General features: G+C 37.6%; 14 protein-coding genes. 5 read left to right on the top strand and 9 right to left on the bottom strand.

Annotated elements, in window-relative coordinates; translation table 11 throughout:
- Nucleotides 1-12 precede the first annotated feature (12 nt).
- Nucleotides 13-726 (bottom strand): 7-cyano-7-deazaguanine synthase QueC, encoded by a 714-nt coding sequence (gene queC, locus CVT18_RS07460; RefSeq protein WP_107824393.1) that lies wholly within the window; start codon nt 724-726, stop codon nt 13-15.
- A 24-nt stretch (nt 727-750) separates the two neighbouring features.
- Here queC and ybeY point away from each other — a divergent pair, with 24 nt between their 5' ends.
- Entirely contained in the window at nt 751-1,194 is a 444-nt protein-coding gene (gene ybeY, locus CVT18_RS07455; RefSeq protein WP_103628615.1) for an rRNA maturation RNase YbeY, read from the top strand.
- On the opposite strand, the gene CVT18_RS07450 is transcribed toward ybeY, so the two are convergent.
- Genes CVT18_RS07450 through mobB form a run of 5 tightly spaced genes read right to left on the bottom strand, consistent with a single transcriptional unit; the run spans nt 1,191 to nt 5,673 of the window.
- Nucleotides 1,191-2,174 (bottom strand): ferrochelatase, encoded by a 984-nt coding sequence (locus tag CVT18_RS07450; protein ID WP_107824392.1) that lies wholly within the window; start codon nt 2,172-2,174, stop codon nt 1,191-1,193. The two genes, ybeY and CVT18_RS07450, sit on opposite strands and share 4 nt — an antisense overlap.
- The gene (gene metG, locus CVT18_RS07445; RefSeq protein WP_103629397.1) at nt 2,175-4,097 is read right to left on the bottom strand and encodes a methionine--tRNA ligase; all 1,923 of its coding nucleotides are present in this window, start codon (nt 4,095-4,097) and stop codon (nt 2,175-2,177) included.
- A 15-nt stretch (nt 4,098-4,112) separates the two neighbouring features.
- Nucleotides 4,113-4,331 (bottom strand): hypothetical protein, encoded by a 219-nt coding sequence (locus tag CVT18_RS07440; protein WP_103629396.1) that lies wholly within the window; start codon nt 4,329-4,331, stop codon nt 4,113-4,115.
- Nucleotides 4,331-5,194: a class 1 fructose-bisphosphatase gene (locus tag CVT18_RS07435; RefSeq protein WP_234410305.1), complete on the bottom strand. Its 864-nt coding sequence runs from the start codon at nt 5,192-5,194 to the stop codon at nt 4,331-4,333. Before CVT18_RS07435 ends, CVT18_RS07440 begins: the two co-directional genes overlap by 1 nt.
- Entirely contained in the window at nt 5,194-5,673 is a 480-nt protein-coding gene (mobB, locus tag CVT18_RS07430) for a molybdopterin-guanine dinucleotide biosynthesis protein B (RefSeq protein ID WP_103560611.1), read from the bottom strand. Before mobB ends, CVT18_RS07435 begins: the two co-directional genes overlap by 1 nt.
- A 120-nt stretch (nt 5,674-5,793) precedes the next feature.
- Here mobB and CVT18_RS07425 point away from each other — a divergent pair, with 120 nt between their 5' ends.
- A complete protein-coding gene (locus tag CVT18_RS07425) occupies nt 5,794-6,273 on the top strand; it encodes a hypothetical protein (RefSeq protein WP_103629394.1) in 480 nt (159 codons plus the stop codon).
- Here the strand turns inward: CVT18_RS07425 and CVT18_RS07420 are convergent.
- Genes CVT18_RS07420 through gltX form a run of 3 tightly spaced genes read right to left on the bottom strand, consistent with a single transcriptional unit; the run spans nt 6,194 to nt 9,406 of the window.
- Nucleotides 6,194-7,831 (bottom strand): lytic transglycosylase domain-containing protein, encoded by a 1,638-nt coding sequence (locus tag CVT18_RS07420; RefSeq protein ID WP_103629393.1) that lies wholly within the window; start codon nt 7,829-7,831, stop codon nt 6,194-6,196. The two genes, CVT18_RS07425 and CVT18_RS07420, sit on opposite strands and share 80 nt — an antisense overlap.
- Nucleotides 7,809-8,102 carry a YggT family protein gene (locus CVT18_RS07415; RefSeq protein ID WP_107824391.1) on the bottom strand — a complete coding sequence of 98 codons (294 nt, stop codon included), beginning with the start codon at nt 8,100-8,102 and terminating at the stop codon, nt 7,809-7,811. Before CVT18_RS07415 ends, CVT18_RS07420 begins: the two co-directional genes overlap by 23 nt.
- An 8-nt stretch (nt 8,103-8,110) precedes the next feature.
- Nucleotides 8,111-9,406 carry a glutamate--tRNA ligase gene (gltX, locus tag CVT18_RS07410; RefSeq protein WP_107824390.1) on the bottom strand — a complete coding sequence of 432 codons (1,296 nt, stop codon included), beginning with the start codon at nt 9,404-9,406 and terminating at the stop codon, nt 8,111-8,113.
- 145 nt (nt 9,407-9,551) lie between these two features.
- Here gltX and mscL point away from each other — a divergent pair, with 145 nt between their 5' ends.
- The 3 genes from mscL to CVT18_RS07395 all read left to right on the top strand — a co-directional run bounded on the left by mscL (nt 9,552) and on the right by CVT18_RS07395 (nt 11,389).
- The gene (mscL, locus tag CVT18_RS07405) at nt 9,552-9,959 is read left to right on the top strand and encodes a large-conductance mechanosensitive channel protein MscL (protein ID WP_107824389.1); all 408 of its coding nucleotides are present in this window, start codon (nt 9,552-9,554) and stop codon (nt 9,957-9,959) included.
- A gap of 98 nt (nt 9,960-10,057) precedes the next feature.
- Nucleotides 10,058-10,696: a Crp/Fnr family transcriptional regulator gene (locus tag CVT18_RS07400; RefSeq protein ID WP_012001401.1), complete on the top strand. Its 639-nt coding sequence runs from the start codon at nt 10,058-10,060 to the stop codon at nt 10,694-10,696.
- 120 nt (nt 10,697-10,816) lie between these two features.
- Nucleotides 10,817-11,389 (top strand): cytochrome c3 family protein, encoded by a 573-nt coding sequence (locus tag CVT18_RS07395; protein ID WP_107824388.1) that lies wholly within the window; start codon nt 10,817-10,819, stop codon nt 11,387-11,389.
- The last annotated feature ends 2 nt before the right edge of the window (nt 11,390-11,391 follow it).

Raw genomic sequence — 11,391 nt, 5'->3', positions numbered from 1 at the left:
ACTTTTAGAGGCTCATAAGGAAAATTTTTGATTTTTATATACGATTTTATCAGTGACGTTTGCCTTTTTAAAGCCATTTAGCCTTAGTCTGCAGCTATCACAAAGTCCACATGCTTCGTCCTCACTCTCATAGCAGCTCCAGGTTAGCTCTATCGGTGAGTCAAGCTCTAGCGATTTTAATACAATGTCAGCCTTGCTTAAATTTACAAGAGGCGTGACGATCTGGCAAGAAAAGCCATCTGATGTGCCTAAATTTATAGCTTCGTTTATGCTTTTTATAAAGCTCTCTTTGCAGTCCGGGTATCCTGAGCTATCTTCTTCTACGACACCGATATAAATAGCTTCTGCTCCTTCTTTTTCAGCAAGTGCGGCAGCGACAGAGATAAACACGCCATTCCTAAAAGGTACATAGGTGTTTGGCACGTCTTTTTCTACCCCATCTTTTCTTATTTTCATGCTGGTATCTGTTAACGAATTTCCACCAATTTGTGCTATGAAACTAACATCAAGGCTTAGTTTTTTAACAATGCCCAGTCGCTCACATATCTCGTCAAACGCACGCTTCTCACGCCTCATCGTCCTTTGACCGTAGTCAAAATGAAGTGCCACTATCTCATAACCAGCCTTTTTTGCCATTACAGCACAAAGCGCACTATCCATGCCACCACTCATTATACAAACCGCTTTTTTCATATTTTGCCTTTTAAATTTGCTAAAATTATACAAAATTTTACTAAGGACAAGCCAAAAATGATACTTTGCGAAGAGAGTTATCCAGAAATTTTAGATGAAATTTGCTCATATTTGACGCCAGGCGAAGTTGAGCTGGTGTTTATAGATGAAGATGAAATGAGAGAGCTAAATAGATCCAAGCGAGGTATCGATAAAACTACAGATGTTTTAAGTTTTCCACTTGAGCTTGTCATTCATGCACCACTTGGTTCAATCGTCATAAATAAAGATATGGTAAAACAAAAGGCAAATGAGCTAAATCACAGCGAAGATGCTGAGACTGCACTACTTTTTACGCATGGCTTGTTGCACGTATTGGGCTACGATCATGAAAAAGATGATGGAGAAATGAGGCAAAAAGAGTGCGATGTTATCAATAAATTTGAGCTGCCCAAAAGCCTAATCGTAAGAAGTGAGGATGTTAGGCTGATTGATCTAATAAATAAAAAAGAGCTAAATTAAAATAGTGAATTTTCCTCGGTAGTTTTGTGAAGTTCTTCTAAAAGCTCTTCTTTTTGGCATAAGATCAATATGTAAACAAAGTTTTTGAGTTTTTTAATCTCGCCTAAATTTTTAAAATAAATAGCATTTTGCACTTTTAATAAAGAACCTTCAGGCAAGCAAATTTTTATCTCATCAGGGCTAAATTTTTTATTTAAAAATATACTTTGACTTACAAATAGATCTTCATCGCTTTCGGTGATTATGGCTCTAAAGCTATTTCCAAAGCTTGTTGGAGAAAAATTTTTATCTATGAAAATCGGATCAAAGTGCCCATTAATCCTACCTTCATAAGGCTTAAATGAAATTTTATTTTTATCAAGAAATTTTAAAAGTCCATAAAACATACCGGCAAAAACTCGTGGTATGTTTAAGTTTTGATAGTAAGTTTGCTTAAAAACTGTATTTGTAAAAAAGATCGAGCTTGGATTTATCTCGTGCATCGTCGTGTCTGTGTAAATAGTCTCAAAAAGAGGTGATATGCGTTGGAGTGTCCTTATGTCATCGCCAAAAAATATATCAAAGACCTTTGCATGAAAAATTTGATTAAAAAACTCAGTTATGTTTTTTGACATGACATGTGCATTGGAGCCAAGTTTTGATTTTTCTAAAAAGTCATTTATATAAGGATTTACAGCACAAAATTTCAAATCTTTGTGAGTTGACTCAAATCTCATAAGCTTTATCATGGCAGTTTGTAAACTGCTAACTTTCAAAAAAGCGATCTCTTTGTCGATAATTGGTACATTATCTTCGCTAATTATGGCGTATGCGCCTTGTTTAATCGCTGTTTCTATGTCGCTATCGTTTGCGTTTAAGCAAATATAGGCAAAGCCACGTTTTACATGCTTTAGCTCGAAAACAAACTCGCTTACACTAGTTATCGTCGGTGCATTCAGAGCCTCGGCATTTATTAGACGAGTTAAATTTTCTATTGTCATTTAACCAACGATCGCGCCATTTTTGACCTTGCCCTGCGTGCCAAGAAGCGTTAGCGAGCTGTCTGATGCGCTTAGAATCATGCCTTGAGAGACATATTTTTTCATCATCGTTCGCTCTTTTAAATTTGCTAAAACGCAAACTTGTTTGCCGATAAGCGAGCTAGGCTCGTAGTATTTGGCGATACCAGATAAAATTTGACGCGGCTCATCTTCACCAAGATCTATCTTAAATTTAAGCAGCTTCTCACTGCCCTCGACCCTCTCGCACTCGAGCACTTCGCCTACTTTTATTACTATCTTGGCAAAATCATCAATGCTAATGATCTCGTCCTCTTTTTTATCCTCTTTTGGCTCAGCTTTTACCTCAACCTTTGGCTCATTTGCCTCGCTCATTAGCTCTTTTTCTATTCTTGGGAAAAGTGGCTCGGTAGCTTTTGCCACAAAATTTGAAATTTCATTTTTCAAAACAAGGCTTTCATAAGATACTGTGTCTATGCTAAAGCCAAGCGTGTCAGCTATCTTAGCACAAGTTTTTGGCATAGCAGGGCTAAGTAGTATCGCCACTTTTGCAAGTAAATTTGCGCAAAGTGCCACAAGCGCGTTTGCCTCGTCAGTTTTGCCAGCTTTTACAAGTGACCATGGCTCATACTTCGCAACGGCTGTATTTGCAAGAGTTACGACCTTCCAAAGATCCTCTAAGTAGCGGTTTGTAGCTAAATTTTCTAAATTTTTAATAGCCTCATCAAGATAGCCTTTTGCCTCGTCAAGCTCAGCTTTGTGAAATTTGAGTACATCTTTTGAGCCAATTTTATAGTCGCTATACTTTGCGCTCATGCCAACTATTCGGCTTAGCAGGTTGCCAAGACCGTTACCAAGTTCTGAGTTTATGCGCTCGATCAAAGCTTTTTGGCTATAATCGCCATCTTGTCCAAACGGCACTTCTCTAAGTAAAAAGTATCTGAAATTTTCAAGTCCATAAGCGCTTGCGACCTCTCTTGGGTTAATGACATTGCCCTTGCTTTTGCTCATTTTTTCACCATTTATCGTCCACCAGCCGTGAGCTGCTACGTGTTTTGGTAGTGGCAAGCCAAGGCTCATCAAAAATGCCGGCCAGTAAACTGCGTGGAAGCGTAAAATATCCTTGCCAACGATGTGAGTAGTGTATGGCCAAAGATCCATTCTAGCGTCATCTCTTGAATATCCTAGTGTTGTTAGGTAGTTTATAAGCGCGTCAAGCCAGACGTACATAACGTGCTTTTCATCGTTTGCGCTCTTTGGTAGCTTTATGCCCCAGTCAAAGCTCGTTCTAGTTACTGAAAGATCTTTTAGTCCACCTTTTACAAAGCTTACGACCTCGTTTTTCTTTCCCTTTGGGATAACGCAAAGCTCGTCATTTTCGTACCATTTTAAAAGTGCATCTTCATATTTTGAAAGCTTGAAAAAGTAGCTCTCTTCTTTGACTAAAGATGTCACTCGGCCGCAGTCTGGACAGTGATTGTCTTCTAGCAGGTCTCTTTGATTAAAAAAAGTTTCGCAGCTAACGCAGTAAAATCCCTCATATTCGCCTTTGTAAATGTCGCCATTTGCTTGCATCTTTTCAAAGACATTTTGCACGGTTTGTTTGTGCTCTTCGTCGGTCGTTCTTATAAAATGATCGTAGCTTATCTCAAATTCATCCCAAAGTGACCTAAATTTCGCGCTGATCTCGTCGGCGTACTCTTTTGGAGTCTTGCCTCTAGCACGAGCTGCTTGCTCGATCTTTTGTCCGTGCTCGTCTGTACCTGTCATAAAGTAAGTCTCTTTGCCTTGTAGGCGGTTAAATCTAGCAAGCGTATCAGCGATTATAGTCGTGTAGGCGTGACCGATGTGTGGCACGTCGTTTACATAGTATATTGGAGTCGTTATATAAGCTTTTTCTTTCATATCTTTCCTTTAATTTTAAAAATCAAATCCACCATCACTGCCAGTATTGCCCTTTGACATCGAGTTGTAGCAGCTATTTACGTACTCTTTTCTTGTCTCGCAGTCAAAAAATACTTCGCAGCTAAAGCAGCTTTTTTGCCCTTTTTGGCTTTGGCACTCTTGCATGATTTTAGCCTTTTGCTTTAGGGCTAGCTCAAATGCGTCAAGTGGCTCGTTTGTTTGTGCTTCTTGCATTATTTTTGCTCGTAAAATTTATGTAAAAGTGAAATTTCATCACGTGAGCCAAAAAAGCATGGCGTTGTTTGGTGAATTTTTTCTATTTTTATATCAAAAAGTGTTTGATTTTCGCCGTTTGTCGTTGCACCCTTTGCGTTTTCATATATGAAGGCAAATGGTAATACTTCAAAGACTACTCTTAGTTTGCCATTTGGATGATCGCTCGTTGCTGGGTAGCTAAAAAGACCGCCACCTTTTAGTAAAATTTGATGCAGATCGCTCACCATCGCACCTGAGTATCTTAGTCTGTAGCCCTCGTTAAATAGCTCATTTATAAAATTTCTATGCGTTTGGCTCCAGCCTTTTTGCGTGGCTCCCGTGGCATTTAGCTTGCCTTTTTCTTTTAGCTCAAGCTCTTTTACAAATTTAAACTCGCCATCTTTGCCAAGTCTATAAAATTTAGGCAAAGCGCCCTTTTTCTCAGCAATTACAAGCTCAAGCCTTGGGCCATATATGCTGTAAGCTGCGGCTATTAATTTTTCTGGTTTTACCTCGTCTTCGTAGATGCCAAAGATTGAGCCAACGGCGAAATTTACATCAACTAAGCTTGAGCCATCAAGTGGATCGTAAGCGATTATAAATTTAGCATTTTTATTTATCTCAAGAGCGTCCTCTTTTTCCTCGCTAATTAGCGCTTTTACGCAGGCAAGCTCCTTAAATTTAGCTGTGATGATCTCGTCGCTTTTGACATCAAGTTTTAGTTGCGTGTCGCCAGTAGCGTTTTCGTGGGTTGTGTAGCCAAGATCGGCGTATTTTATCACTTCGCTTATCTCTTTTGCGATCTCTTTTATGGTGTTAAAAATTTGGTTTAATTCTTGCATTATACAGCCTTTGCATTTTTGATTATCCACGCACAAATGGCGTTTGTATCATCTAAATTGAGATTTGTTATTTCGTATGGAATTTGTTCTTTATAAGTGGCGATTGCATCTGAAAAACTAAGATAAGCTTCGTCGATCTCGCCTTTAAAAACGCTTAGTCTTGGTAGCGGCAGAGTCTTTAGCCCCTCGACTAAGAGCATGTCAAACTCGCCGAGCATTTTAATGACGTCACTAATTTCTTGTGGATTTTGTGAAAAATAAGTTGTTCTAGTTGGGCTCATTACGACAACATCAGCCCCAGTTTGAGAAAATTTAAAGCTATCCTTACCCTCGACATCAAACCTTGCCTTATCGCCAGGGTCGTGTTTTACTATCGCGACTTTCAAACCATCGTCTATAAATTTCTTTGCAACTTTTAAAATAAGAGTCGTTTTTCCGCTATTTGAAGGGCCAGAAAAAGCGATAGCAAGTCTTTTCATAAGAGCCTTTTTTATTAAAATTTCCTGCGATTATAGCTTATGTTGGCTTTAAAATTTATGAGTGAAATTTAAAAATTAAAATGCTAAAATGCAAGAAATTTTAAAAATTTAAGAGTTCTTATGAGTAAATTTATATCTTTTTTTGTACTGATTTTGATGATATTTGGTTGTGCTGAGCACAAGGTGATTGTACACGAGCCATTAAAAAATGAGCTTCTAGCTTACACGAGCAAAAGTGAGATTATTGATGGTGCTGACAGGACGCTCATCATTGCTACCTATTTAAATCCGATCTACAATTCAAATTTAGACCAGAACAAAGAGCACTTTTTGGTGGCTATAAATCCAAAAGAGCACGCTAGTGAGCTAAAAAATATCAAGGTAAATAACGACTCAAATGCCACAAATGCAAGGCTGCTTGATGAAAATGATAAGATGCTAAAATTTGCTGGATTTTCGATGCCTTGGGCGCTCTATTATGAAGTGACCGCACCAAGTAAGCAAAGCGATGATCTCACTCTTAGTTTCGAAATTTATCAGTCAAAGCCGGTTTTGTTAAATTTTCGAAAAGTTGCGAAATCTTTATATTGGAACCAGTAAGCGCCATATAGATCACGTAGTTGGCAAGCACCTTTTTGCCGTAGTTTCTAGTTTCTCCGACTGGGACAAGCTCGATCGACAAAAATGGCTCAAATTTTCCCTCTTTAAACATATCATCTCTTGTGATAAGCTTTTTAGTAAAGCCAATACCGCCGTTGTACGCGTATGCGGTAAAGAGCGGATGATAGAGAAATTTATCAAGATAGTTTAGGTGGTGATTTGCAAATTTAAAGGCAACATCAGTTTTAAAAAGATCGTCCTGGTCAAAATTTGGAATTTTTAGCTCTTTTTTGCCGATCGCATTTGCAAGAAATGGCATAAACTGCATCATTCCAAGGGCATATGAAGTAGAAACTACGCTTGGGATAAAGAGACTCTCTTGTCTAGCCAGAGCGTAGATCATTGACTTTCTCTCGTTGCTGATGCCCTCAAGCTCAGGAGAGCTTGGCATTAAGAAGTATTGCTTCTCCCAGCCATGCGCCTTTTGCATGAAGTATGCATAGGCACCGATACTTTCGTTTGTATAAAATTTCTTCGCAAATTCGCTTGCTTGCGTGGCATTCATATCCTTTGCAAGGGCTGCAGTTTTGTTCCATAAAAACGGATCGCTTACGTCAAAATTTTCGATATTTTGCTTATTAGGCCTTGGCACGATGACTTCAAGTGGTTCGCCACCGATCAAATCTCTTGCGTAAAGCGAGTAGATATTTGCATCCTTGCTGGCACCTAGCTCTTTTAAAAAGCTTTCGTTTTTGCTTATCTGGTACTGCCAAAAGGTCGCATTATCCCTTTGCCAAGCTCTTTCAAATGTGCTCTTGGCTCTTGCAAAAAGGCTAAAGGCGATATCGTCTTGTCCTAGTAAAATCGCATTTATTCCAAGCGTAAAAGCATCACTTTTTTCGGTGACAGCTGGATCAATACTTAGTAAATTTCTTCTAAAGCCTTCATATTTTTTATTAAAAACAATATCGTTTAATAAATTTGTAAAGCCCTTTTGTGAGTAGAGCTTGGTCATGAAATTTGCATCAAAGCTTTCACTAAAAAGTGTACTTTTATTTTGCGGGCTAGAGGCGTTAAATAGCTCTAAAAAGCTCTTTGTATCGTTTAAATTTGCAAAAGCTTTAGCCGGATTTGTTTCATTTAATGCGAGTAAAATTTTTGATTTTTCTGGATTTGTCTTTGCAAGATTAGCTGCTAAAATTTCACGAGTGTGATTATCAAGCTTTAAGCTAAAAGCAATAGATGTTAGAAAATTTTGGCAGATTAGATTTGCCTGGGTGATATTTTTTGCATTTACACCAGGACATTTGCTAGGAGCCGCTTTTGGAGGTAAAATTTTATCGATTGATTTTTGAACAAGGCCTGCTTTTCTAAACACATCACGCGAAAGATCTGCGATCTGCTCTTTTGTGTAACTACCCTCGTTAATAAGACGGTTGATGTAGTAGTCTTTTGCTAGACTTTTTGGCTCGTTTTTTAGCTCTTCGTAGGTATAAATTTTAGCCAAAAGAGCAACACAGGCAAGAGAGAGAATACTAAAGTGACGCAGCAAAACCAAATAAAAGCCTTATTAAAAATTGATCTAAAAATTGAAGTGCTAAAAGCACAATAAGCGGAGTAAAGTCGATACCACTAAAATTTGTTTTTATGTAGCGCCTAATAAAGCTATAAACCGGCTCAGTTAGCCTATAAAGTAGCTGCACGACTGGCGAGCCAAGATCAGGTCTGACCCAGCTAATCAGAGCTGCTGCGATGATAACCCAAGTATAGACCGTGATAATAAGGTGCAAAATGTTTGCGATCGCTGAAAATAGGGTGGAAAGTATCATTTTTGCTCCTAGATTAAAATTTTCGCGAGATCATCTTTGATAAGAGGATAGAGCTCGCTTAGCTCAGGACCGTGAAGGTCGTTCGTAAGAAGCGCACGTAGTGGCATAAAAAAGTTTTTACCTTTTAAATTTGTAGCGCTCATAAGCTCTTTTTTAAACTCATCAAATGTTTCGCACGCTTTTAAATTACGAGCTGCTTTTTTGATGATCTCAAATTCATTTTTGTACTCATCTGGAGCCATTTTTGGTGAGTATATAGCTTCTACTTTTGCTTTTATCTCAGGTACTAGTGAGCTTTCTTGAGTGTAAAATTTAACTAACTCAGCCAAATTTTCATCTACGCCAAAAATTTCTTTTATACGCTCTTTTGAAGCAAGCTTGATGTGTTCTCTATTTATCTGCTCGAGTTTTTTTACGTCAAATCTAGCCGGCGAGCGTGAAATTTTGGTTATATCAAACCACTTCACCGCCTCTTCGATGGTAAAAATTTCAGTCGGAGTTTTGTTGCCAAGAAGTATCAAATAGTTTGCGATCGCCTCAGGTAAAAATCCCTGCTCAAAGAGCCATTTTACACTTGATTCGTTCTCGCGCTTGCTCATTTTTTTACCTTCAATATTTAAAAGTATAGGCAAATGAGCGTAATTCATCTTACCGGTGTAGCCAAGACCCTCGCGTATGAGGTCTTGCTTTGGTGTATTGCTCACGTGATCCTCGCCACGTATGACAAAGGTCACGCCCTCAAGCATATCATCAACCGCGCAGGCGAAGTTGTAAGTTGGAGTCTTGTCTGCTCTCATGATGACAAAGCTATCAACAGCGTCTGGCTCGAAGCTTAGCTCGCCTTTGATCGCATCTGTAAAACTCATCGTGCGTGTTGGTTTTTTCATGCGGATGACAAATGGCTTCTCGCAGTTTAAAACTTCGGCGTCACTTAATCTCTCGCAGGTGCCGTCGTATCTATATGCCACACCTTGCTCTTTTGCTTTTTGTTTTTTTGCCTCGAGCTCTTCTTCGGTGCAAAAGCAAGCAAAGGCCTTTTTGTCAATGAGGAGCTTTGAAGCTAGCTGCCTGTGGAATTTTAAATTTTCACTTTGGATATAAATTTGCTCTGGCTTTATACCAAATTTGCTTAAAATTTCTAAGATATCTTTCTCTTTTCCCTCAATATTTCGCTCTTTGTCGGTATCTTCTATGCGTAAAATAAAGCCACTTTTATCTTGCAAAGAACAAATATAATTAAAAATAGCGGCACGTAAATTTCCTATGTGCATATCTCCTGTTGGAGAGGGTGCAAAACGATACATAAGCTCATTCCTTACGTTAAATTTTGAGTTTGGATTATAACACCAGCTTGATAAATTTAAAGTTATGTAATTTGATTTTTTTAGCCGAAGCAAAGCATTTCTTGAATAAAATCCGAACAAAAATTTAACATTTTTAGGAAAAACAATGAGTTTTATAAGCGAATTTAAAGAATTTGCGATGCGTGGAAATGTCATAGATATGGCAGTTGGTGTTGTTATAGGTGGTGCGTTTGGAAAGATCGTTTCATCACTAGTTGGTGATGTTATCATGCCTGTTGTTGGCGTTTTAACTGGCGGTGTAAATTTCACTGATCTTAAGCTTACACTAAAAGAAGCAGTTGATAGTGCACCTGCTGTTACGATAAACTATGGCTCATTTATACAAACAATGGTTGATTTTTTAATAATTGCATTTTGTATTTTTTGCGTCATCAAGGCTTTAAATACACTTAAAAATAAACTACCAAAAGAAGAAGAGGCAGCTCCTGCAGAGCCTGAAACTCCAGCTGATATAGCACTTCTAACTGAGATCAGAGATCTTCTTAAAAAATAAATTCTTAAATCAAAGGGAGAAAGCTCCCTTTGAAATCCGTTAAATTTTGTCCTATTTTTTATGCTAAAATGCTTTTTTATCTTAAAAGCGAGTGAAATATGATAGAACAAATCCCATTTTTTCAAGGTCTTAGCGCCGATGACCTAGCCAAACTTGAAGCAATAAGTGTTGTTAAAAAATACAAAAAAGGCGAGTTTTTATTTATAGAGGGCGAGGAGCCAAAGTGGCTTACATTTTTGATAACTGGCTCGGTTAAGCTTTATAAAACTACGGCAAATGGCAAGGAAATTTTTATCCATCAGCTTGCACCTATGAATTTTGTAGCTGAAGTTGTAAATTTTGAAAATATCCCTTATCCAGCAAGCGCCATTTTTACTATCTCTGGCGAGGTTTTAAAGATAAATTATGAAAAATTTGAAGCACAATTTTTAACAAAGCCAGAAATTTGCATGAAATTTCTAAAATCAATGGCACAAAAGATAAGAATAACTACAAATTTACTCCACCAAGAACTAATACTAAGCTCCGAAGAGAAGGTGGCTAGGTTCATTTTAAATCATGAAGATCTATTTAATGAGCTAAAGCATACAAAAATTTCATCAATACTCAATATGACTCCAGAAACTTTTTCGAGAATTTTAAATAAATTTAAAACAAATGGTTTAGTCAAACTTGATGAGAAGAACCAAATTTTGGAAAAAGATGTAGGTGGACTACAAGAAATTTATTCTTATTGAAAGTTAATATCAAATAAATATTTTCATTTACTTAAAGAAAAAATTTATATATTTTTGGATAGTATTCGTCTAAAATTTTCGTAAAAATTTACGATATATTGATAAATTCAGGAGGAAAATTTGGCTGAAGTTAAGAAGAAATTTTTTGTTTGGTCATCTGTTATTATCGGCATTGTGATCGGACTTATTGCGTCTATGGGTATAGCTGATGTACTTCATGCGACTGGTAGTGGATTTGTCTGTACCATGTGTCACACGATGGATCCTATGATGCTGCAATATCATGAAGATGTACATGGTGGCAATAACAAGCTTGGCATAAAAGCTGAATGTTCAGCCTGTCACCTGGACCACACAAGTGCCTATACCTATGTACTTACAAAACTTAAAGTATCGATAAATGATGGCTATAAGACATTTTTTACAGATACAGACAAGATCGACTGGCATAAAAAACGCGAGCATGCATCTCACTTTGTCTATGATAGTGGTTGTATGACTTGCCACTCAAATTTAAAAAATATTATTCAAGCTGGTAAATCATTCTTGCCACATAGAGATTATTTCGTTCTTGGAAATCCTAATAAGAAATCATGTGTTGATTGCCATGAGCATGTTGGCCACAAGAATTTAGGACTACAAATGGATAAATTTGAAGCAATTAAAAAACAAGAAAACAATAAAACCAAGTAAGG

Origin of the sequence: Campylobacter concisus (genome assembly GCF_003048405.1) — a bacterium.
Classification (GTDB): domain Bacteria; phylum Campylobacterota; class Campylobacteria; order Campylobacterales; family Campylobacteraceae; genus Campylobacter_A; species Campylobacter_A concisus_Q.
This window is presented reverse-complemented; position numbering and strand designations above follow the sequence as displayed.